Annotated in this window: 22 protein-coding genes; 6 read left to right on the top strand and 16 right to left on the bottom strand. The window is 42.4% G+C overall.

From position 1 onward, the window contains the following. Positions 1-127 precede the first annotated feature (127 nt). The 5 genes from rplL to A8C56_RS16130 form a co-directional block, all read right to left on the bottom strand. Entirely contained in the window at positions 128-505 is a 378-nt protein-coding gene (gene rplL, locus A8C56_RS16110; RefSeq protein WP_067758176.1) for a 50S ribosomal protein L7/L12, read from the bottom strand. A 152-nt stretch (positions 506-657) separates the two neighbouring features. Further along, positions 658-1,185, bottom strand: coding sequence for a 50S ribosomal protein L10 (gene rplJ / locus A8C56_RS16115; protein ID WP_067758179.1), 528 nt, complete (start codon positions 1,183-1,185; stop codon positions 658-660). A gap of 50 nt (positions 1,186-1,235) precedes the next feature. Continuing rightward, complete coding sequence (gene rplA / locus A8C56_RS16120) at positions 1,236-1,931, bottom strand: 50S ribosomal protein L1 (protein WP_067758182.1); 696 nt, start codon at positions 1,929-1,931, stop codon at positions 1,236-1,238. Between the two features lie 30 nt (positions 1,932-1,961). Beyond that, positions 1,962-2,405 carry a 50S ribosomal protein L11 gene (rplK, locus tag A8C56_RS16125; RefSeq protein WP_067758185.1) on the bottom strand — a complete coding sequence of 148 codons (444 nt, stop codon included), beginning with the start codon at positions 2,403-2,405 and terminating at the stop codon, positions 1,962-1,964. A gap of 298 nt (positions 2,406-2,703) precedes the next feature. Then, positions 2,704-4,521 (bottom strand): ABC transporter ATP-binding protein, encoded by a 1,818-nt coding sequence (locus A8C56_RS16130; protein WP_067758188.1) that lies wholly within the window; start codon positions 4,519-4,521, stop codon positions 2,704-2,706. Between the two features lie 136 nt (positions 4,522-4,657). On the opposite strand from A8C56_RS16130, the gene A8C56_RS16135 reads away from it, so the two are divergent. From A8C56_RS16135 to A8C56_RS16145, 3 genes are all read left to right on the top strand, one after another. Next, positions 4,658-5,524 (top strand): glycosyltransferase family 17 protein, encoded by an 867-nt coding sequence (locus A8C56_RS16135; RefSeq protein WP_067758191.1) that lies wholly within the window; start codon positions 4,658-4,660, stop codon positions 5,522-5,524. 288 nt (positions 5,525-5,812) lie between these two features. Further along, positions 5,813-6,862, top strand: a complete 1,050-nt coding sequence (locus tag A8C56_RS16140; RefSeq protein ID WP_067758195.1) for a CgeB family protein — start codon at positions 5,813-5,815, stop codon at positions 6,860-6,862. A gap of 172 nt (positions 6,863-7,034) precedes the next feature. Further along, positions 7,035-7,895 (top strand): glycosyltransferase, encoded by an 861-nt coding sequence (locus A8C56_RS16145; protein ID WP_067758198.1) that lies wholly within the window; start codon positions 7,035-7,037, stop codon positions 7,893-7,895. A gap of 10 nt (positions 7,896-7,905) precedes the next feature. Here A8C56_RS16145 and A8C56_RS16150 read toward each other — a convergent pair whose 3' ends face one another. The 4 genes from A8C56_RS16150 to A8C56_RS16165 form a co-directional block, all read right to left on the bottom strand. Beyond that, positions 7,906-9,018, bottom strand: a complete 1,113-nt coding sequence (locus A8C56_RS16150; RefSeq protein ID WP_067758201.1) for a glycosyltransferase WbsX family protein — start codon at positions 9,016-9,018, stop codon at positions 7,906-7,908. Between the two features lie 177 nt (positions 9,019-9,195). Then, a complete protein-coding gene (locus tag A8C56_RS16155) occupies positions 9,196-11,418 on the bottom strand; it encodes a glycosyltransferase (RefSeq protein WP_067758204.1) in 2,223 nt (740 codons plus the stop codon). A 108-nt stretch (positions 11,419-11,526) separates the two neighbouring features. Continuing rightward, positions 11,527-12,495, bottom strand: a complete 969-nt coding sequence (locus A8C56_RS16160; RefSeq protein WP_067758207.1) for a glycosyltransferase — start codon at positions 12,493-12,495, stop codon at positions 11,527-11,529. Positions 12,496-12,501: 6 nt separating this feature from the next. Beyond that, positions 12,502-13,302 (bottom strand): glycosyltransferase family 2 protein, encoded by an 801-nt coding sequence (locus A8C56_RS16165; protein ID WP_067758210.1) that lies wholly within the window; start codon positions 13,300-13,302, stop codon positions 12,502-12,504. 291 nt (positions 13,303-13,593) lie between these two features. Here A8C56_RS16165 and A8C56_RS16170 point away from each other — a divergent pair, with 291 nt between their 5' ends. Together A8C56_RS16170 and A8C56_RS16175 are read left to right on the top strand one after the other, a co-directional pair. Continuing rightward, positions 13,594-14,463: a cupin-like domain-containing protein gene (locus A8C56_RS16170; RefSeq protein ID WP_067758213.1), complete on the top strand. Its 870-nt coding sequence runs from the start codon at positions 13,594-13,596 to the stop codon at positions 14,461-14,463. Positions 14,464-14,754: 291 nt separating this feature from the next. Further along, positions 14,755-15,882, top strand: coding sequence for a cysteine desulfurase family protein (locus A8C56_RS16175; RefSeq protein ID WP_067758216.1), 1,128 nt, complete (start codon positions 14,755-14,757; stop codon positions 15,880-15,882). Between the two features lie 33 nt (positions 15,883-15,915). Here the strand turns inward: A8C56_RS16175 and A8C56_RS16180 are convergent, their stop codons facing one another. The 5 genes from A8C56_RS16180 to A8C56_RS16200 all read right to left on the bottom strand — a co-directional run bounded on the left by A8C56_RS16180 (position 15,916) and on the right by A8C56_RS16200 (position 22,052). Next, positions 15,916-16,389 (bottom strand): hypothetical protein, encoded by a 474-nt coding sequence (locus tag A8C56_RS16180; protein ID WP_067758219.1) that lies wholly within the window; start codon positions 16,387-16,389, stop codon positions 15,916-15,918. A gap of 175 nt (positions 16,390-16,564) precedes the next feature. Beyond that, complete coding sequence (locus tag A8C56_RS16185) at positions 16,565-17,173, bottom strand: dihydrofolate reductase family protein (RefSeq protein ID WP_067758222.1); 609 nt, start codon at positions 17,171-17,173, stop codon at positions 16,565-16,567. 109 nt (positions 17,174-17,282) lie between these two features. Next, positions 17,283-18,158 carry an alpha/beta fold hydrolase gene (locus tag A8C56_RS16190; RefSeq protein ID WP_067758224.1) on the bottom strand — a complete coding sequence of 292 codons (876 nt, stop codon included), beginning with the start codon at positions 18,156-18,158 and terminating at the stop codon, positions 17,283-17,285. 290 nt (positions 18,159-18,448) lie between these two features. Next, a complete protein-coding gene (locus A8C56_RS16195) occupies positions 18,449-20,230 on the bottom strand; it encodes an ABC transporter ATP-binding protein (protein WP_245645541.1) in 1,782 nt (593 codons plus the stop codon). Between the two features lie 274 nt (positions 20,231-20,504). Next, positions 20,505-22,052 carry a YifB family Mg chelatase-like AAA ATPase gene (locus tag A8C56_RS16200; protein ID WP_067758230.1) on the bottom strand — a complete coding sequence of 516 codons (1,548 nt, stop codon included), beginning with the start codon at positions 22,050-22,052 and terminating at the stop codon, positions 20,505-20,507. Positions 22,053-22,218: 166 nt separating this feature from the next. Here A8C56_RS16200 and A8C56_RS16205 point away from each other — a divergent pair, with 166 nt between their 5' ends. Next, positions 22,219-22,638, top strand: coding sequence for a DUF5684 domain-containing protein (locus tag A8C56_RS16205; RefSeq protein WP_067758233.1), 420 nt, complete (start codon positions 22,219-22,221; stop codon positions 22,636-22,638). Positions 22,639-22,705: 67 nt separating this feature from the next. On the opposite strand, the gene A8C56_RS16210 is transcribed toward A8C56_RS16205, so the two are convergent. After that, positions 22,706-23,146 carry a tail fiber domain-containing protein gene (locus A8C56_RS16210; RefSeq protein WP_084490246.1) on the bottom strand — a complete coding sequence of 147 codons (441 nt, stop codon included), beginning with the start codon at positions 23,144-23,146 and terminating at the stop codon, positions 22,706-22,708. Positions 23,147-23,221: 75 nt separating this feature from the next. Continuing rightward, positions 23,222-23,509: a hypothetical protein gene (locus A8C56_RS24520; RefSeq protein WP_157098011.1), complete on the bottom strand. Its 288-nt coding sequence runs from the start codon at positions 23,507-23,509 to the stop codon at positions 23,222-23,224. Between the last annotated feature and the right edge of the window lie 249 nt (positions 23,510-23,758).

Genomic DNA, 23,758 nt, shown 5'->3' on the forward strand with positions numbered 1-23,758 from the left:
AAATCACTTAAGGCCACAATAGTTTGGGAAGGTTTTAACAAAAGGATTCCCGTGTATTAGAAGAGCTTTGATCATAAAAAAAGCAACCCATGCGGATTGCTTTTAAAAAACGTATTAAAAAGTAAAATTAAGCTACTTCTACTTCTGCACCTGCTTCTTTCAGCTTAGCAGCGATGTCATCAGCTTCAGCTTTAGCTACTCCTTCTTTTACAGGTTTTGGAGCGCCATCCACTAATTCTTTAGCTTCTTTCAAACCTAAACCAGTTAAGTCTTTAACTACCTTAACCACGTTTAATTTGTTAGGGCCAGATGCTTTTAAGATTACATCAAATGCTGTTTTTTCTTCAACAGCAGCAGCGCCACCACCAGCAGCGGGAGCTGCAACAGCTACAGCAGCAGCTGCAGGCTCAATGCCGTACTCATCTTTTAAAATCTGAGCTAACTCATTTACTTCTTTTACAGTTAAGTTTACTAACTGCTCTGCGAATGCTTTTAAATCTGCCATTTTTTACATTTTTAAAAACCGCCTTCATCGTTCCAGATTTAAGGACTCCGGCGGAGGTTTATAATTAGTGTCTTCACTACATTCCCGAAGACATAGGATTTCAGATCTGGGATCTCAGGAACCAGCCATCAGGTCTGATAGCTGTTCTCTTTTTAATTAGCCCGCTCTTCCAGCGCTTTTACAAGACTGGCCAGCTTGTTACCTGCGTTCAGGCCGCTGATAACATTTTTGGCCGGAGATTGCAGTAAGCCGATGATTTCGCCGATAACATCCTGTTTGCTTTTCAGGGCGGTCAATACTTCCAGGTTATTGTCTCCCTGGTAAACGCTTCCGTCAATAAAAGCAGCCTTCAGTACAGGCTTATCCAGTTTGCCTTCTTTACGGAAAGAGCTTAAGATCAGAGCCGGCTCTTTCGGGTTTTCAGAAAACAACAGGGCAGTTACCTGGTGCAATGAATCAAATACACCGGAGTATTTCTCGCTATCCAGCGATTCCAGCGCCTTGCGGATCAGCGTGTTTTTTGCCACCTTCATCTCCACATTCTTATCAAAGCAGGCACGGCGTAATTTACCCACCTGGTCAACAGTTAATGACTCAGTATCGGTAATATAAAAATTATCATATTGAGCAAATTTGCCTTTCAGCAATTCGATCACTTCTGTTTTTTGTTCTTTAGTCATTGTATTACGGTTTGACTGTTTTAAAATTAAGACCGGTCAATGCCGGGCGATTATTGCACAAAGGATTTTGTGTCCAGGGGAATACCAGGGCTCATTGTGCTTGCCATGCTGATCCCTTTTAAATAAGTACCTTTTGCGGTAGTGGGCTTTGCTTTGATCAGCGCATTTAAAAATTCCTGACCATTTTCAGCAATCTTATCAGCGCTGAAGCTTACACGCCCTATAGAAGCGTGCACAATACCCGCTTTATCTACCTTAAATGCAATTTTACCGCCTTTTACTTCATTTACAGCAGCAGCTACATCATTGGTAACCGTACCTGTTTTGGGGTTGGGCATCAGGTTACGCGGACCTAAGATCTTACCCAGCTTTCCGATTTTAGGCATTACGGAAGGTGTGGCTATAATTACATCCACATCTGTCCAGCCGCCTTCAATTTTCTGAACATACTCATCCAATCCTACATAATCAGCGCCTGCAGTGGTTGCATCCGCTTCTTTTTCAGGAGTGCAAAGAACCAGCACTCTTTTTGTTTTACCGGTTCCATGCGGTAATGTTACGGTGCCACGAATCGCCTGGTCTGCTTTTTTAGGATCTACGCCTAAACGCACGTGCAGGTCAACAGAAGCATCAAACTTTGCAACATTTATATCTTTTACCAATGCAGAAGCCTCTTTCAGCGTATACGCCTTATTAGCGTCCAGCTTTGCATTTGCAACTTTTCTTTTTTTACTAATGAATGCCATTTTAAATTCTTTTTAGTTCTGTGATGGAGATTAATTTTCCCATGGGGCTTTACCTTCAACATTCAGTCCCATGCTACGTGCGGTGCCCGCCACCATTTTCATAGCAGCCTCAACAGTGAAGCAGTTCAGGTCCGGCATCTTGTCTTTTGCAATAGCCTCAACCTGATCCCAGGTTACCTTACCTACTTTAGCACGATTGCTTTCTTTAGAACCTTTTTGAATTTTAGCAGCTTCCATTAACTGGATAGACGCAGGAGGAGTTTTGATTACAAATTCAAAACTTTTGTCGCTATAAACAGTGATTAATACGGGAAGTACTTTTCCCATTTTGTCCTGGGTGCGCGCGTTAAATTGTTTACAGAATTCCATGATGTTCACACCTTTGGAACCTAACGCCGGCCCAACCGGAGGTGCAGGATTGGCCTGGCCACCCTTTACCTGTAGCTTTACAAAGCCAGAGATTTCTTTTGCCATTTTATTCGATTTATTGGTTCAAGCGACTCATTATCAGCAGATAAGAGTCTCCCAAATTCCTCTGTCCGCCTGTTGGGGCGAACCATAAAAGAACTAATTGGGGATGCAAAGGTAAGGGGAAGAATTTAGAATTTAGAATTTGGAATTTAGAATTCAGAATTTTCAGCAACGAATAAAACTATTTCATTATGAATTTATTAAGAAAATATCTGGAATTTTGCACCGGCGAAAAATTTTTCGCATCAACATCATCCTTTTACATTTTTTATTCCTTCTTTATTGTTTCACATTCCCTTTCTTACACCATCTCCTGCATATCTACCAGCTTGCGGTAGATCCCCCCTTCTATCAGCATTAATTTTTCATGTGATCCCCGCTCAGCAATTTCGCCCCGGTTCAAAACAATAATTTCGTCTGCATGCCGTACGGTGCTTAAGCGGTGTGCAATAACCAGCGAAGTGCGGTTCTGCATCATTTTATTAATAGCGTCCTGCACCAGACGTTCACTTTCTGTATCTAATGAGGAAGTGGCTTCATCTAAAATAAGGATCGGCGGGTTTTTCAGTACCGCCCGGGCAATGGTCAGCCGCTGGCGTTCACCTCCGCTCAGTTTTATACCCCTGTCGCCGATATTCGTTTCAAATTTTTCAGGCTTATTCTCTATGAACCGGTATGCATTGGCCACTTTTGCCGCATTCTCAATAGCCTCCTGGCTGGCATCCGGTTCGGCCAGCGTAATATTGTTAGCAATGGTATCATTGAACAGAATAGGCTCCTGTGTTACAATTCCGATATGTTCACGAACACTCTGAATGCTGTATTCTTTAATATTGACCCCGTCAAAAAGGATCTCGCCGGAAGTAGTGTCATGGAACCGGGGCACCAAGTCAGCCAGGGTGCTTTTTCCTGCGCCGCTGCTTCCTACCAATGCCACTGTCTTACCTTTGGGAATGGAAAAGCTGATGTTCTTTAAAATGGGCGTTTCGTTATAAGAAAAACAAACATTCCGGAATTCAATGCAATCTTTAAATTCTTCAAGCTGTTTTCTACCGTTATCCTGCACCGTAACAGGTGTGTTCAGCAGCTCTTCCAGCCGTTCAATTGCGGCCGAGCCGGCCTGTACGTTAAAATAAGAAGTTGAAAGTGTTTTCGCCGGGTTGATCATCAGGGCAAAAATGGCGATATAAGAAATCAGGTCCCCTGCCTGCAGCCGGTTCCCGTTTAAAATCAGGTTAGCGCCAAAATAAATGATCACGCACAGTACAATCACACCCAGTAGTTCTGTAAGCGGCGATGCCAGGTCCCTGCGGGCACTCATTTTTTTATTAATACCCAGCAGCGTACTATTCATGCGAATAAACCGCGACTCCAGTATTTTTTCGGCACAAAAGGCTTTTACAATGCGGATGCCGCTGAGGGTCTCATCCAGGATGCCAAGCGTTTCTCCTACCCGTTCCGATGCCTCGTTGCTTTGTCGCTTTAACGACCGGCTGATGCGGCCGATAATAAATGCGGTTGCAGGCAGTAAAATAAAAAGAAACAGGGATAGCGTAGGACTGATAAAGATCATGGTAAACAGGTACCCGATCACTGTAATGGGGTCTTTTACAAGCCCCTCCATGGTATTGATTATAGAACCTTCTATCAGTGCCACGTCATTGGTCATCCTTGACATGATGTCCCCTTTGCGCTGCTCGGAAAAATAGCCAACCGGCAGGGTAAGGATCTTTTTATAGACATCATTTTTTAAATGGATGACGATAGAGCTTCTTACCGGAACGGATATATAAGAGGAAGTATATAAAAACAGGTTCTTTAAAAAGGTGGTTACAATGATAAACATACAACAGAGTGCCACTGCAAAAAGCTTTCCATGCTCAGTAATGGCGGTAGTAAGTATATTGGTAACCAGGCGCCCGGTACTACTGCCGCTTAACATTTGCTTGGCAGCATCTCCGCCGCCGGTATCAAAAATAATGGACATCAGCGGGCCCAGCATGGCAACCGACAATACGGACAGGCTGGTAGCTAAAATGGCTAACGAAACATAAAGAAGGATCTTCCATTTGTAATAACCAATGTATTTGAATAACCGACCAAATTTTTTTAGCTTCATTGAAGTAGTAAATAGAAACGTGCAAAGGTAAGAGAAAATAGTACGCTCATCAATATGAAGCTCCATAAAATTCTGTCAAATCCTGTTAATAAGCAATTATGTAGTAAATTAGCCTCCAAAAGCACCCGTTTATTCAATGAAAATTTACGACTGTTTTACGTTCTTTAACGAGCTCGATCTTCTTGAATTCAGATTAAAGCTTTTGGACAAATATGTAGACTATTTTGTTCTGGCAGAATCAAATCTTACTCATTCCGGCAAAAAAAAGGAGTATTTCTATGAAAAAAATAAAGACCGGTTTCAACAATGGCACCATAAAATAATTCACCTGCCGATTGTTCAGAAAACAGAGGGGCTTCATTTTGGTGAAAATGAAACAAAGTATAATACCGAAAACGGGTCCTGGAAACTCGAAAATGAGCACCGGAATGCGCTTCATGCGATTGCCCCGCAGTTGAATAAAGATGATTTGGTTATACTGAGCGATTTAGATGAGATTCCTGCTCCTTCCATACTTGATAACAGAAATGCGCCGGAGACTCCTGTTGTTTTATCAATGCTTTTTCATTATTACTATCTGAATTGTCAGCAAACAGGTGCTTCAAAATGGTGGAAAGGATCCATACTGTCATCCGGGGAATACTTTCAGAAACATACGCCACAATCATTAAGGGATCAGCGTATTGGCCTCTCTGCTATAAAAAAAGGCGGCTGGCATTTCTCCTTTCTCGGGGGAATGGAAAAAATCAAATATAAACTGGAATCCTTTGCCCATACTGAATTTAACAAACCGGAATATCTGGATGAAAAACACATACGCTCTGCCCTTCAGGAAGGGAGGGATTTGTTCAAACAAAATAAGAATCGTTTTCGTTTTGTTTCTATAAATACTTATCCGGAGCCACTAAGAAAACTGGCAATGCAATACCCGGCGTTCCTGGCACCGGGACCTGCTTCCCTGACAACCAGGATCAGAAATTTGTTTATGAAAAATCCTGGTTAATGTAAGCTTTAATTGCAACATTGCTCCGTTTTACATGCTAAACCAGCATACAACTAAACCTGCTATAATTTTAAATAATTACACTGAGGTTTAAGGCATATATATTTACTGAAAAAATTAACATTCTTGTGTTGCGTTCCAGGCCCTTCTGTACGTTTTACCAGAATATAGAATATTTATTATTCAAACTAAGCAACGCTGAATCGAAAAGAACATCGGTCAATTCCCTTTACATGGCAAATTGAGCGGCCATCCTTTAGTTTGAATCATCTATTATCAGAACAGGGTATGAAAAAAGTATTACTATTTGCACCGGATTGGGTTGATTTTATTTCCGAATTTGAAAAAAACCTGAAATATTGCGGATTTGAGGTAGTAACGATAAATCGGGATATTCCCCCCTTTAAATACAAAAATGCCGGGCAGAAAATTTATAACTTTTTAAGGAAAACATTCTTACGCGATTTTTCGTACAAAAAAAGACTTAAAGAAAAGCATATTAAATATCACCAATATAAATTTAGCAGTCCGGCTGATTTTTACGATTATGCGTTTATAGTTCGGGCAGACATTCTCACCATTGATGAATTAAAACTCATCAGGCAAATTTCCGTTAAAATGGTAGGTTATCATTTTGATGCATTGCACAGGTATCCCGGGATTTTTAGCAGAATCAATTATTTTGACCGCTTTTTTGTTTTTGACCCTGAAGATCTTCAAAAATATCCCCAATACCGACTGCAGTTCATTACTAATTTCTATTTTGATTATCCCGGATCTGACATTGACACTCCTTCCACAGGCAGAACAGAATATGACCTTTACTATTTGGGCTCCTATGAACCATCAAGAATGAATGAGATAGTAAAGCTTAGTGATTTTTTAATAAAAAACAATACCCGTTACAAAATTGAGCTGTTCTTTTATAAAGATAAACTTCATAAAATAACCCCTGAACTGGAAAAGCTGATCACCTGCCTTACAAAGAGCATTCCTATGCAAGAGTACCTGCTGCGGGTGAAAAAAGCAGCAGCAATCCTGGACTTTGTTCTTCCGCAACATACGGGGCTTTCTTTCAGAGTGTTTGAAAGCATCAGATACGAAAAGAAACTGGTTACTACTAACCAGCATGTAATGCACTATGACTTTTATATCCCCGATAATATTTTCATTTTAAATGACAACTATGAGGAACTGGCTGAATTTCTGAAAAGGCCGTATGTAAAGCTGCCGGCAAAAATCAGGAAAAAGTATAGCTTTACAAATTGGATCAAAAACGTATTTGAAGAGGGATCATTTGAAAAGATTCATCTAAATACAACCGTAAACGCGGAATAGTTACCAACTTAACCAAACTTAATAAGTTAAGTAACGCCTAAAACAGAAGCTTCTTCAATATATTTCAGGTTGTTCAGGCATTTAATCCAATACAAATCTTTATCTTGAAAATGTACCGGCGCAATGCTATTCTGCCATTAAAAAACTGAACAAACTTCAACGAATTCAGAATATGTTATCCATAGTAGTATCTTCTTATAAAGAACATTTGTACCAGGAGCTAAAGAAAAATATTGCAGCTACTATCGGAAAGGATTTTATATATGAACTGATACAAATAAAAAATAAGAATCGTATAGGGGTTTGCGAAGCTTATAACCAGGGGCTGGAGGCAGCAAAATACCCCCATGTTCTTTTCCTGCACGAGGATCTGGTCTTTAATACAAACAGTTGGGGATCGATCCTGTTAAATATCTTTGAAGCCGATAAAAAGATCGGGCTCATAGGCATTGCTGGCGGAACCTGTAAAACAAAGGCCCCCGCTCCATGGTGGGAGATCAACGAGGCGAACAAATATATATTTGTCCGCCACGGGGGCAAAAATAAAAATGAACTGATCCGGTTGGGCTTTGGCAGGCAGACCAGGGAGCATATTGTAAGAGTCTTGTCTGTCGATGGGGTATTCATCGGCCTAAGAAAATCAACAAACCTGCGGTTTAATGAGCAGCTAAAAGGGTACCACCAATATGACCTTGGCATATCAATGGACGCTTATATAGGAGGCTATACTGCTGTTTGCACAGACCTGATAGATATTACACATTATTCTGCCGGGAATGTTGACAAAAGCTGGATTGAAACCGCTGACGTCTTTTTCGATCTCTATGGCCGGTATTTACCAATCACCATTGCAGATGATATTACGGTAAAACAAAGAAAGCAACTGGAAAAGAAAAACTATACGGTATTTATTAACCGGGCATTAGAAGCCGGATTAAAAAGCATTGCGAAAAAATACTGGTGGCATCTTTTTTGGCTGAAGCCATTATCCGGAAAAACTTTTGCGCTTTTAAAAAAGATCCTGAAAAAATAAAAGTATCAAACTAACCAAACCATTTTTTTAAAACCTCCAGAAAAGCATAGCCGTTAATAGAATCCGGTTCCACATAATTCCCTTCGGCCCATTCATTCCAGGATTTTAAGATAACCAACCGCTCGCTCCTGTTCCTGCAGTTGATATAATCAACTGCTTTGCGGATTTGCACTTCAAATAATTCAGGCGTCGCGTTTTCAATCACTACTCCGTTTTGGCCGCTTCGGGGGGTGTTATCCCAGTTAGGCAATATCATGGGATAGATATCGCCCTCCTGCTCTTCAAACAAAACCTGTTTTACGATCCTGCGCTGATCAACACGGGTTACACCCCGGTAGCTGCGATCTAAAAAAAGTCTGTAAAAAAAACGGCCGAGCTTCTTATGCAGCCGCTGTCTGGACTTTCGCATTAGCCGGTATTGCACTTTATGGTAGGCAAAAGAGACTCTCCCATCGAAACCAGCCTGTACAAAATCCCAATCATCTGTCGTAATATTGGAAGCCAGGATATACAGGCCGCCCAATCCCCTCCTGACGGCTTCAGCCCTTAACTGATCCGTATATTGCTTACTGTCCGGAAGATCAAGTGCATCATAGATCATGAACAGGGGGAGCCCATTAACGCGGATATACCTTGGATCCTTAAAGAGCTTTTCCAGATAATCAAAATGCTGCACAATATCTTCATCACCGGGGTATTCCTGTTTAATTAATACCTTGTCGGGCACGCCATGCCAGATACCGCTCCAGGTCTGATTGGCCCAGCAAATGCAAAATGGGAAATCCGGCGCCTGCATATCCACTATTTCATTTAAGGGCCGCTCTAAAAGTTGTTTTCCATTTCCAAACCAGTAATGATAGTAAATAAACCCATGCACGCCATGCTCCCTTGCCATTTTTGCCTGGGCCTCCCTTACTTCCGGCACTCTCAGATCATAATACCCCAGGTCAGCAGGAAATACAGGCTGTCTGTGGCCCCTGAATAAAGGCCGGGCCTTAGTAACATTTGTCCATTCCGTAAAACCCTTTCCCCACCACAGATCGTTTTCCGGTATGGGATGATATTGAGGCAGGTAAAAGGCCAGGCATTTTATAGCTCCATTATTGTTTTTCTCAGCGTTCATGTATGTATACCTTTATCCGGAAAATGATTACTGAAATTTTCTTATTGCTTAAAGTGGTTAAAAATAAAACAAGTATCGGAATTCCGGCATAAACAGGCAGCCGCCCAACCTTGCGTCAGTAACCGGCCTCACTTTCAGAAACAAGCCAGGCAGCATATGGCACCTTTGCTGATACTGTTACTGTTTAGCCACACCCATTATCAGTTCTTTCACCAGGCCCTGCACTACTTCCGGCGAATACCGCCTGATAGTTTCAACTGAATGACGGGCGATGTTCATCCATCGCTCCCGGTTACTGTATAAGTCCAGTATTTCTGCTGCAAACGTTTCTGCAGTATTTGCTACTGCAATATCCCTGTTCACTTCAAGCCCCATACCCTCAACACCAATATCTGTAGCAACAGCCGGCAGCCCATATTCCATTGCATGACCTATTTTCCCCTTCATCCCCGCACCATATCTGAGCGGGGCTACAAATAAGCGGCTATTATTAAAATAAGAAGATACATCGTGAATATACCCCGGCACTGCAATAAGATCTGACCTCAAAGCAAGCACTTCCGGGGGAGGATGGCTCCCAAGCAATGCAAGCTTTATACCCGGCGCCTGCGTCCATACAAGCGGCATAATTTCCTTAACCAGCCACAATACCGCATCTACATTGGGCAAATGTTCATAGCCTCCAATAAAACAAAGCCCTTCCCGTTCTTCAAAGGAAGGAAAAGCGGTTCCTTTTTTTACAGGATGAATATTCGGAATCACTTTTACATGTTTTGTTCCTGCTTTTATTAAGATATTTTTCTCAAAAGGTGTTACAACAACTGTTACGTCTGCTTCCCGGGAAAGAGCAAGCTCCTTTTCTTTCAATACGTCTATATCCTTTTTGGTAATATGCTGCGACTGGTCATAAGCCAGTGACCGTTCCAGTCGCAAAAAATGGAGATCTACCGTGTCATAAATCCATACAATATTCTTTTGCTCTTTTATTAACGAAGCATGCGCTTCGTTTGAATGGGGCCGGGCCACCCACGCATAATCAATAACAGGCAAAATTTCTCTTAGCATTTCCTGCTTCGATTTTAAATATTGCTGTTCATAAAATACCCGGACACCCCGCGTAACCAATTCCGAGTAATAGGGTTCTACAGCTCCGCCGAATTCCGGCATAAAATACACTTCTAAATCCAGCGAAAAAAAGATCTTTATCAACTCATATACCCTCCTGGACCCTGAGTCTTTATCATAAGAAGGAAGGAACCCTTCAATAATTAATATACGCTTCCTGTTCCGGGAAAACTTATCAACCTGATTATCAAAAAGATTGCTATCTGAAAAACGGTTAAAATAAGATTTCCATGTGTTCACGAAGGTTTTAGCATTGTGCAGCTGATAATTTTTTACATTTCCTTTTTCAGCACGTTTCCCTGAACTTATCCCTTCAAAATGTACCACTTCAGCCAGGGGTTGATAAAACACTTTTTTGCCAAGTCTGAACCGGGCAGCAAAGCAAAGGTCTGTATCTTCATAGTAGGCCGGGGCATATTGCTCATTAAACCCTTTTAAAGTAAGAAAATCCTGTGTTTGTATTAAAATACAGGCGCCCGAACAATAGTCGGTTTCCCTCAGATAATTATATTGATATTCTCTGGGGTCCGTCCATCTGCCATAATTAGCCGGTTCCCCGGTAGCATTGACCAGTCCGCCGGCTTCCTGCAATAATCCATAAGGATAGAGCAGCTTGGCTCCTACAACACCCGCATCATCATGCAGTTTAAAAACATTGACCATATGATACAACCATCGCTGGCTAACCATAGTATCATTGTTCAGAAAACAGATATATTTTGAGCGTACGCCGCCAGCCGCCTTATTACAGGAGCGCAGAAAACCAATATTCTGCTCATTCCGTATAACCGTGATGTTTTCACAATGCTGAAGACAGGAAGCCGTTTCATCGGCAGACCCGTCATCAACAACAACGATATGATAAGGAATATCGCCGGTATGTTCAAGAATAGATTTCAGGCAGTTATAGGTAAACTGCCATTGATTAAAAACGGCAATAATAATTGTTACTTCCGGTGCTTCAAATACAGGAAATACAAGTGACGGATAAGACCTGAGCTTCCGGGGAATACCGGCTTTGTGAAAATGATAAAGTCCCAACAGTCGCTTCGCAAAGTCTTTAGGCATCATGTATTGAACTTTGCGCGGGTATTTATTGAACCGGAAAAGCAGGATAAATAAGTAAAAAAAGCGCTTTGAGAGAAGCCGGATAAGCTGCATATCTACCAGCTTCTTCGTGACCCCTTCTTTCCATAGATAGTATTTATGAACCAGCCGGTAACACACCTTATCGTTCATCTTATCTATCTTCCGGGTAAACTTCTTAGAGGCCATTCCTTTTTATTATGTATACGTAAAATTTAACTGCTGATAAAAAATTCCTTTGAAGGATTCCGCATCCAATAACCAGGGCACAAAAATATATACCATGATTCTGAAGCCTTATACATCTGCAAACGCCCGTATTTTTTCTATAATCCGATCGCTGCCATACAGCTGGGGAAACAAGCATTGTAATGCATTCCGATACCGTGACTTTGACCGGGTATTTCTGGTCCACCACATTCTGAATGGGTTTATAAAAAAAACCTGTGCTTTATAAAGCCAGCCGGCTTTTTGGGTCTGCACTTTAATCACAGTCCGGTACCGGTCTATCACCCCTCCCGATCCATTATAAATATGATTCATTGCATCCCGGTGCTTTGTTGTTAACTTTGCATCATCCAGCATGTGATCAAGTATAAGGCTTTCATCATAGTACAACTGGTAACCTTTTAAAATAAGGCGGGCACAATATTCTGTATCCTCTGAGTTCAATGCTTTTTCTCCTGGCACTCCAATAAGTAAAGAAGGAAACGCTGCATACAGCTCTTTATATAAATCCGTTCTGGAGATCATACCCGCCCCCCATAGTCTTCCTTTTTTTAATGGAACATACCCTGTGTAGCGGGCCTGTTTTCCCAAGGCGTAAGGTTCATAATCTTCCGGCAGCCATTCAGGAGCGTGTTTTCCATCTGGCAGCTTCAACAGGGAACGCCCACCGGCTGCTCCCACTTCAGGATGTTCGTTTAACAGATCAAAAGCCCGGGATAAATAATCCGCATGAAAACCATTATCATCATCGCAAACGATAAAATAATTATAATTGGCCTTTGCTATAGCGGTTTGTAACGCATAGTATTTACCTGGTGCCGATTCTTTATATATATGCAACGGGGCCGGGGCGTTATACTTTAACCAGATTTCCTCCGCTATTTCAGAAGAATGATCCTGAGAATTATTATCTATAAATACAATTTCCCATTCAAAGCGCTGATCCACTTTTTGCCGGGCAAGATATCCCAATGTTGCGGGAAGCCTTAGTGCTCCGTTATGCGTGCAGAGTATTACAGAAATTCCGGGTCTCGTCATATTGATTTACGCCTCCAAATACCCGTTAGGCCGGTAGCTGTACTTAAACCGGACTGTCTCCCGGTAAATGATTTCGTTGGTATCCAGGTTAGCCCGGGAATTAAAGGTATGATAAATATGATAGGTAACCGCTGCCAGTTTGAGCTTCTTTTTTTTCACGCCCAGATTAATCAGGCGCTCCCCCAGTTCTGAATCTTCCCTTCCCCATCCGGTAAAACCGCTATAATAGCCGTTCACTTTTATATAATCGGCCCGCCAGAAAGCCAGATTGCAACCTTTTACATTATGAGATTTCCTGGGGTTTACTACAAACAACCCTGAAAAAACCGGAATCCGCAAAGAATTAAACCGGTTGGTGATTCCCCGCATAAAAGAATGCAAAGAGTCAATGTCCTTGGTACGCAGCAGTTCCCGCGTTCTCCATTCCGAGATAAGCGCCCTGCTTCCCTGTACAAAATACCCTTTTTTTGCTCCTTTTATATGATCTGCTATAAATTCCCGGTGCATAACAATATCACCGTCAATTTCAATGATATAATCCGACTCAATTTCTTTAATGGCCTTGTTGAGGATCAGGCTCTTCCGGAATCCGATATCTTCATGATTAACATGTTTTATCGGAATACCGGTACGCTTTACAAACCGGTCTATACAAAACACTGTAGACGGGTCCTGCCCGTCTTCCGCAATAATAACTTCATCAGGACGCCGGGTCTGATATAATATACTCTTCAATACAATTTCCAATGCTTCCGCCCATTTATACGTAGAAATCAGCAGGGCAACGGTAAAGCGAGCTTCTTTCATATTCGTTTTTCTTTCAGCTTTTTTAATTCAGAAAGTACCTGTTTTTCCTTATTAAAGGGATAACGTTCTTCCCGTTAAGAACGCAACAGCCATTTCTCATTTTTTTGGTTTAACTCTTCTGAACTATTGATCCGGGTCAGATATCGTTACAAAATCATTTCAAGCTACTGCAGAAACACCATCCGCATTAAAACTTTGGGCAAAGATACTCCATCAGAATTTTGTCATAAAAAACAGGGATGTTTAATTTTATTAAAGTATTACTAAATTTGCCGTTTAGTTTTTAAAATCATGCAGTTACAGGAACTCGAAAAATTGGAGTCAATCAGCCCGGAAGACTTTAAAAAGAACTATTATCAGAAAGGGAAACCTGTTGTAATTAAAGATCTTGCGCGTAAATGGCCGGCCATTACCAAATGGAACTGGGATTATTTTATCAAAATTGTCGGCGATAAGGAAGTAGGCGTTTATAATAATATAAAAAGTGACTCCTACACTCCCATTAACACAGCAGACGCCTATATGAAATTTGGCGAATATCTGGAAATGGTCAAAAAAGGGCCTGTGGAACTGCGCATCTTCCTTTTTAATATTTTTCAGCATGCGCCACAGATTGTGTCTGACTTTACCTGGCCGGATGAATATATGAAAGGGTTTGTAAAAAAGTTCCCGATGCTCTTTGTGGGAGGGCAGGGCTCTATTACGCATATGCATTTTGATATTGACATGAGCCATATCCTGCATACCCAGTTCCTGGGCAGAAAAAGGGTGCTGCTTTTCCCGTTTGAAGAACAGCATAAATTATACAGAAAACCCTGGGAAGTCCTTAGCCTGGCCAATTATGCCAACTATTATGACCATTTTGACTATGAAAAATTCCCTGCTGTAAAAAACGCAAAAGGTTTTGAAGTGATCATGGAACATGGCGACACCCTGTTTATGCCTGCCGGCTACTGGCATCATATGGAATATATAGATGCAGGCTTTGCCATGAGCTTAAGGGCTTTGCAGAGCAGTGTGTCAGGAAAGCTAAAAGGAGCCTGGAACCTGTTTGGCATGCGGAATATAGATACACTGATGAAAAAAACTGCCCCTAAATGGTGGTACGACCGCAAAGTGAAGCAATTATACGCGGATGCTGCAAAAACAATAGGGGCTTAAGGTTGCAGATTCAGCGTTAAAAGAAACAGACTTCAGGCAACACCGTGGATCATTGATCAGTTTTCAGTTCCGATAGGCGATCAGGGAGCGGTAACAGTCTCTGTGGCCAGTCTCCAGAACCCCATGAACTATCGGCTATAAGCTGTTCCGGCCCCCTGGAGAGGGCTTCTGCAGCTAAAAATCCTGAAACCTTCTACAGTCCACAAAAACAATATACCAATGCTTTCTTAACTTTGCGAATTATTTTTTGCCGGGAGGAGACATACCGGATAAAAAAGAAGGACAGATTCAATGGAAAAAATATATTTAGACAATGCAGCAACCACCTGCCTGGATAAGGAAGTGCTGGATGCGATGCTCCCTTTTATGACAACCAGCTATGGAAACCCCTCATCAGTGTATTCTTACGGAAGAGAGACCCGCCTGGCAGTGGAAACAGCCCGTAAAACGGTAGCCAGGCACTTAAACGTAAAACCCGGTGAAATATTTTTTACCAGCGGCGGTACAGAAAGTAATAATACGGCTATCAGCGCTTCTATCCGCGATCTGGGTTGCACACATATCATTACCTCCCCTATTGAACATCATGCTGTGCTGCATACGGTAGCGCATTATTGTGATAGCGAACAGATCACGCACAGTCTGGTAAAACTATTGCCTGACGGCCATGTTGACCTGACGGATCTTGAGGAACAATTAGCCGTGGCAGGGAAAAAGACCCTGGTGAGCCTGATGCACGCCAATAACGAAATCGGCAACCTGTTGCCAATAAACGCGGTCAGCACATTATGCAGGAAATACGGGGCTGTTTTTCACTCGGACTGTGTACAAACTGTGGGACATTATCCGATTGATCTGCAACGTATTGACGTAGACTTTATTGCTGCATCCGGTCATAAATTTCATGGACCTAAAGGAACGGGCATCCTGTATGTAAAAGGCGGCCTGCAGATAAAGCCCTTCATTTACGGAGGCGGTCAGGAACGGAACATGCGTGCCGGTACTGAGAATGTCTATGGTATTGTCGGCTTTGCCAAAGCATTGGACCTGGCTATGCTTCATTATGAAGAAGAATCAGGCTACATAAAGGACCTGAAAAATTATATGGTGGAACAATTGCAAAAGGAGATCCCCTCTGTAAAATTCAATGGGGATTATAATGGCAGCTGCCTGTATACGGTATTAAGCGCATCATTTCCGGAAACAGACCGGTCAGAGATGCTGTTGTTCAACCTCGACATTCATAATATCTGTGTTTCGGGCGGAAGCGCATGCAGCAGTGGTGCCAGTCAGGGTTCTCACGTAATTGCAGCTCTGGAAAGCAATCCCGGTTATGTTCCCGTTCGTTTTTCTTTTAGCAAGTATAATAAAAAAGAAGAAATTGACACTGTTATTGAAACATTGAAGGCACTTATATAAGCAGCTTTCAATGTTCTTGGGCAATGACTTTGCTCAGCTACTATGCCCGTTCTTCTTTGAAAAGAAGGCTGCTGCGGAAAATGAAAGCGGCAGGCCAATGCAAATCATTAGTATGATCATATTAATGATGATACCGGATGCACTACCGGGAAACCTGCCGATCCGTGATGCAGGAACTACTAACAAATTCATTACGCACCAAACAAAAGCACCATAAAGGATTGCCGTAAGCAAAAGGTTCTTCTGAAAGAATCTGATGCGGGGATACACTTTAAAAAAAAGGATGGTAAATGCAAAAGCTACACAATAATGGAGTATGAAACCCACCAGGTAATGGCCCCATTGCGACTCCAGCGCTTTCTGCCCCATAACAGCGCTGGATATGTACTGCAAAATAAAAAGCGGGTTTTTACCGGTAGCAATATAAAAATAGAGGAACGCAGCTGAAAGATCCAGGGTCCCGGCCAATAGCCCGGTTTTTACAATAACGGAAGACAATCGTTTCATGATAGTGATTATTGAATCAGAATATAAAAAGAGCTTCTAAGTTAACCAATTAAAATAGTAACGGGTTGGTAAGGCAGATACATCTTAAAAGATCATTAAACACTCCCGCGCTGATCCGTTAACAAATATTTTGTACTCGTAATTTTAATTTTCGCATATCTGATATATTGTTCCCTTAAGCTCCAACATTGCCTGTTATGACCTCTCCGGCCCGCTTGTAATTGGCTATAATAACCCCTTTTGATGTCACCTGGCTTTCTGTTAATGTAAATGCTGCCGGGATCGCGCCATTTTCAAAGAGCTTTTTACCTTCCCCAAGGATCAACGGGTAAATTTTGAGCCGGAGCTCATCCACCAGGTCCTGTTTAAGCAACAGGTGAATGAGCTCACTGCTTCCCCAAACCTGGATGTCAGCGCCCTCAGAATTTTTAAGCTTTTCGATAGCTGCCAGACTTTTAAGTAAAATGGTATTTTTCCACCCGGTGACTATCGGATCTGATTTTTCCAGGGTTTGCGACAGGACATATTTGGCGCCTTCATTGATGCCCGGCCAAAAGTCAGCATGTTGGGGCCAGTAGGATGCAAAGATCTCAAAAGTTTTTCTGCCCAAAAGATAATCTGCCGGTTTCAGCTCTTCTTCCATGATCTTGCTAAAAACCTCATCGCCATAAGATGCGGTCCAGCCGCCATATTTGAAGTCACCTGATTTATCTTCTTCTGGTCCGCCAGGTGCCTGCATAACACCATCCAGTGTAATCATTGACAAAACAATTATTTTTCTCATTTTTTAAAATTTTAAATTGTGAATAATTATTAAGAGCAACTTATGATACCTGTTGTTTCAAAGCCAAATGCCGGCAACGGTTTACTATTTGATATGCAGATCTATTCAGTTATTTTAAAAAACCGTTCAGGTAATTCAAAATTGTTGTTGTCTGCATCATCAGGCTTACATGCCCCTGTGAAGGAACGATGGCCAGTTGCGATTTTGGCATTGACTGTAAGTCTGCAGCAACACCTCCTCCCAGCAATTGATACGTTTTCGCCAACTCAATTTTATCCAGTCCGTCATTGTCACCGGATATGATTAATACAGGCGCAGCAATTTTCGCAATATTGGAGTCACCCAGGTTAAAGGGTGTTGCAGCGCAAGCGATCATTTGCTCCAGGAACTTCGTCCATTTTGTTGTATCAGGTGCCACTGCATCGTATGCAGCTTTCATAGGAGTGTTTGCAAAAAGTTCAGGCTTCATTGCTTTAAATCCATTGTTTATTGCAGGAAGCCAGCCATCACTTTTATAAGTAGCAGAAATGATCACTAATTTTCTTAACCGCTTAGGGCTTTGTATGGCAAACTGGTAAGCCACAGCACCGCCAAAACTATATCCTGCCACATCCGCACTGTCAATTTTCAGGTAATCCATTACACCTTCCACATCCTTTGCCAGCGTAGCATGGGATAGTTTTCTGTCTGAAAACGGTGTATGTCCATGCCCCTGCAATTCAACGGCAATTACTTTCCTGGTTTTTGATAGTTCAGGGATCAATGCGCCCCAGTTTCCGCTGATTGTCATAAAAGCGCCATGCAGTAAAATAACAGGCCGGCCTTCACCATATACTTCGTAATAAACTTTGATGCCGTTAACAGGTGCGTAGCCACTGTCGGAAGGATGGATCGGTTGTCCGTTTGATTGAGATGTTGCAAACATAATGATTGCAATCAGCAGCACCGATTTAAGAGGGTTACATGTATTGAATAGTTTTTTCATACCAATTTAATTTTTGCTTTACTGTTATTCATTGACAACACAAAGATGAAACCCTTTTCAGGATTTCATACAGTATCGAAACGACAACTTAAGGGGTAAATCCCGTCAGGACATTTTCATCTTTACAAAAAGAAAATACTAATGAAAAAGTGTGTAGTGCCAGCCAGGCATTATGCGTAAAAATGCTTCCCTTAAAAAGGCACTTGTTCTCAGATGAGTTCATTCCCCCTATGGAGATGGATTTTCAATTTATGTGTTCAACACATTCAACCCAGCTCTCCTTTCAGTTATTAACCCGCCACAGCCTCCTTTCTCCGTTCGCCTATCTGCTGCCGCCACATGGCATAATAAAGCCCTTTTCGTTCCAGCAAGGCTTCGTGGCTGCCTGTTTCCACTATTTCACCACGCTCCAGTACGTAAATACGATCTGCATGCATAATGGTGCTCAGGCGGTGCGCGATCAGTACAGTGATCTGGTTCCCCTTTGAAGAAACCGCCCGTATCGTTTTTGTAATTTCTTCCTCGGTAATAGAGTCCAGCGCTGAAGTCGCCTCATCAAAGATCAGCAAATGCGGATTCCGGAGCAATGCCCGGGCAATGGCAATGCGCTGCCGTTCTCCCCCGCTTAACTTTAGGCCGCCTTCTCCAATAACCGTATTAATACCATTATCTGCCCGCTCCAGCAGTTGCAAACAACTGGCTTTTTCCAATGCTTCGTTTATTTCCGCTTCTGTGGCTTTAGGGTTTACAAACAATAAATTGTCCTTAATAGGTCCTGCAAACAACTGTGTGTCCTGGGTTACAAAGCCTAACTGCCCGCGCAGTTCATCAAAGTCGATCGCATCGTCATCAATTGTATTGTAATAAATCTTACCCTTTGCCGGCCGGTACAAGCCTACCAGTAATTTTACCAATGTGCTTTTACCGGAACCGCTTGGTCCCACAAAGGCAATTGTTTCTCCTTTTTTTACGTCAAAGGAAATATTATTTAACGCATTGAAATGCGCTGTCTGATGCCGGAAAGCAACATTCACAAACTCCAGTTCTTCTAAAATACCAATATGCCTGGGGGCAACCGGCTTCAGCTCGGCTTTTCGCAACATCAGGTTATGAAAGTTGTTCAGAGAAGCCTCTGCTTCCCGGTAGGAAATAATAATATTTCCTATTTCCTGCATCGGGCCAAAAATAAAGAATCCATAAAAGGAAAGGGATAAATACTGCCCGGGGGTGATCGCATCCCGGTAGATGAGCCACAGCAATGTAAAAGCGATAACCTGCTGTAAAAAATTCACCAATGTTCCCTGTATAAAGCTAAGCGCCCGGATGCTCTTTACTTTTTTAAGCTCCAGCCCCAGTATTTTAAACGTATTATTGTTCAGCCGCTTTACTTCCTGTTCTGTCAGCCCCAGGCTTTTTACAATTTCAATATTGCGCAGGCTTTCTGTTGTAGTGCCCGCCAATGCAGTTGTTTCAGCTACAATTCTTTTCTGAATCAGCTTAATACGCCTGCTTAGTAAGCTGGTTACAACAGCAATGATAAAAATGCCCACCGTATACACCGGCATAATAGACCAATGCAGCTGGAATGCGTAGATAGAAACAAAGACGATGCTTACAATAATTACAAAGAAAACATTAATAAAACTGGTGATGAACTTCTCTGTATCTGTCCGCACTTTGGTCAGTATGGAAAGCGTTTCGCCACTGCGCTGGTCTTCAAAATCCTGGTAAGGTAGCCGCATAGAATGCTTTAATCCATCTGTAAAAATAGTAGCGCCAAATTTCTGAATGATCACGTTTACAAAATAATCCTGAAAGGCTTTGGCTATACGGCTTACCATTGCGGTGCCGATCAGCAGCAAGAGGAAAAAGAAAAGCCCATGATACCCATCCCCGCCAAACAGGTATTCGTGCTCTGTACGAGGCTGCTTACCTACTTTATCAAAAGAATACGGATGATTGGCAAAAAGATCCAGCAGCTTTCCGCTGATCATTGGAGCAAAAAGAGAGAACACCTGGTTAACCGCTGCCAGCAGCAAGGCCAGTACGACCAGCCATTTATAGGGTCTCATATATTGAAAAAGAACGCGCATAAAGTTTCAAACAATTTGAATAATAAAGCGGTACAAAATTGCAGCGCAGATCTGGAATAACAAATAATTTAGATTAAGGTTTATTACATTATTCAAAGCTGCTGCAGTTATAAGAAAACAGGGCGCAGTATCTGATCCATAGCGGGTAACATTATCGTCTGCCAATGTTACGCATCTCCTCACCTGGCAGGCACACAAAAAATACGCCCCTCCCTTTTACATTTCTTATTTTATATTAATTATTTTTCATTCTCTACCCAGCCCACCCTTCCCGGTCCAGGCTGCGGTATTGAATGGCTTCGGCAAGAAACTCCGGTTTGATACTTTCACTTCCTTCCAGGTCGGCAATGGTACGGGAAACCTTCAGGATGCGATCATATGCCCTTGCAGAAAGGTTCAGCTTTTCCATTGCTTTTTTCAGAAGCAGTTGCCCTGCCTGGTCAATCCGGCAGATTTCATTTAACTGCCTGCTGCTCATTTGAGCGTTGCAGTAAATACCCTCGTCCTGTTTATAGCGTTCCGCCTGCACCTCTCTTGCGCGTATTACTTTTTCACGGATCTCTGCAGAGTTTTTTTCCGGTTTTGCTATTGATAATTCGCTGAAATGAACGGGCGTTACTTCTACATGCAGGTCAATCCGATCCAGTAAGGGGCCGGAGATCCTGTTCAGGTATTTCTGAACAGCGCCAGGCGCACAGGTGCATTCCCTTTCCGGATGGTTGTGAAAACCACAGGGGCAGGGATTCATAGAGGCTATCAGCATAAAGCTTGCGGGAAAATCGATCGCCAGCTTTGCACGGGAAATGGTCACCCGGCGTTCTTCCATGGGCTGCCGCATCACTTCCAGTACTGATCTTTTAAATTCAGGAAGCTCATCCAGGAACAGCACCCCATTATGCGCCAGGGAAATTTCTCCGGGCTGCGGCACACCTCCTCCCCCTACCAGGGCTACATCAGAAATAGTATGATGGGGAGACCGGAAGGGCCTGCGGGAAATCAGCGTTGCATTTTCAGGCAGCTTTCCTGCAACAGAGTGGATCTTTGTTGTTTCCAGGGCTTCCTGCAGGGTCAGCGGTGGCAGAATGGTAGGCAACCGCCTGGCCAGCATGGTCTTGCCTGCCCCTGGCGGGCCAATTAAAACGGCATTATGCCCGCCTGCTGCCGCAATCTCTAATGCGCGTTTAATATTTTCCTGGCCCTTTACATCCGCAAAATCCACTTCAAAATTATATTGGGAATAAAAAAACTCTTCGCGTGTATTCACCACAACAGGCGTCAATCCCTTTTCTCCGTTCTCAAAAAAATCGACCACCTCTTTTATTGTTTCCACTCCATATACATTCAACTGATTCACCAAACCGGCTTCACGGGCATTTACTTTGGGAACGATCAGGCCCTTAAAATCCTGCTTACGCGCCTGTATAGCTATAGGCAAAGCCCCTTTAACCGCCCGCAACTGACCATCCAGGCTCAGTTCCCCCATAATCACATAACTGGCCAGGGCTTCTGTATTTTGCAACTGCTCTGTTGCAGCCAGGATGCCTATGGCAATAGGAAGATCAAAAGCAGTTCCGCTTTTCTTAATATCAGCCGGCGCCATATTTACCACCACTCTAGTACGTGGCATCTCAAAACCATTGGTCCTGACGGCATTTTCTACCCGTTGCAGGCTTTCCTTTACAGCGCTGTCTGGTAGTCCCACAATCATAGGATCTTTTCCTGATGCCATCCAGTTAACTTCTATAATGATGGGTATGGCGGTAACTCCATACACAGCACTACCATTGATTTTCACCAACATATTATGAAGTTAATGCATTTTTGCGGAAACTCTCCGGGGATTTGCATAAGGAAACAGGAAAGCTACCCGTTTACAGGAATACATTCCTTAAATTAAACAATCGTTACACTTTCCGTACAGCGGTATTTTTCCTGACAATTGCTTACCTTTCCTTAAAATATCTCCTATGTACAATCAACCTTATTTCTCAGCTGGTTCCATAGTTATCTGCTTAGGCATTGGAATCATTGTTATTATTGCCCTGTGGAAAATTTTTGAAAAGGCAGGGCGTTCCGGCTGGGAAGCCATCATTCCTATTTACAATATGTATATACTGCTGAAGATCGTTGGTAAGCCCGGCTGGTGGCTGATCCTAATGCTTATCCCCTTTTTAAACTTTATCTTTTCAATATGGACAATCAATATGCTTTCAAAAAGCTTTGGGAAAGATGAGGGTTTTACCGTAGGTCTTATTCTTTTAGGATTTATCTTTTACCCAATCCTGGGTTTTGGAAATGCAAGATACCTGGGGCCATATGGAGATCCCCGGGCATTTCAGGCATATCAACAGGGAAACCGGTTTGATTTTGAGAAAAAAAATTTTTGATTGCTCACAGCTAAAAAAACAGGCGCCGGTAAAAAACGCCTGTTTTCAGTACCATTCCTGATACCGGTTATTTTACTGCGATCTCTTTTTTCAGTTCCGCTACCTGGGTCTTTAATTGCTCAATGGTTTCCTGTTGTTGCTTTATAGACGCCACCAGTACGGGAATAAGAGCTGTCTGATCAATTGTGCTTACCCTTGCATACCGGTAAGCATTCTTACCAAAAGGGCGGGATATTTTTTTTTCTTTTACAAGATCCGGAAAGATGCGCTTCATATTATCAGCTATAAAACCGTATTGCTGTCCTTCATTCAGCTTCAGGTATTTATATTTGTGGGAATTGTACAGAAACTGCCGGGGCTCTAACTGCATCAGTTTCTGCAAAGGGCTTTCTATTTCGGTAATATGGGTTTTTATATCCTTATCAGACAGGGTCTGTGCTTTCATTGTATGAGTGGCGCACATTCCCGTCATCAGGCAGAGCATGTATATAACAGTTCTGTTGTTCATTGTCAGAATGAATTAAGTGTTTGAAAAAAAATAAGGCGGAAATTATTTTAGTGCACAGGAAAAACCGTGCAATTTCTAAAAGCTTCGGGGAGGAGGTGTAGGCACACTGGTAAACAGGGCACCAATAAAAGGGTAACGAAAGCCGCTGAAGATCTTTTCAAAAACAACTGCAGCCATTGTTGCTACCATAAAAGGGGCTTTTCCTATAAATTCTTTTTCAGATAATTCCTTTGCTGTACGATCCTTTTTTTCCGGTTCCGCATCCTGTATGCTTTTTTCCTTTTTGACTGATTCTTCACAAAGGAACCTGATGCCCGGCGCAAAAGCAGCAAAAACAACGGCCATTGATAAAAAGCCGGCCATAATATACTTTATAAGGTCACCCCTCATCATAACAAAGATATAATACGGAAGCGTCATTTTAATCAGACCGGAAAATTGCCCGCAAAGACGCTCCAGATATCCGGAAGCGCGTGCTTTGTATAAGTCTGTAATGAATTTTACTTTCGCATAAGAACCTGTTCCAGCAGGCAAATCGTTCAGGAATGCGCTCCGGATATTGTATTAACAGCCGTCTTTTTCATTTGCTGACGCAGGCTATAATAATGATCT

Origin of the sequence: Niabella ginsenosidivorans (assembly GCF_001654455.1) — a bacterium.
Taxonomy (GTDB): domain Bacteria; phylum Bacteroidota; class Bacteroidia; order Chitinophagales; family Chitinophagaceae; genus Niabella; species Niabella ginsenosidivorans.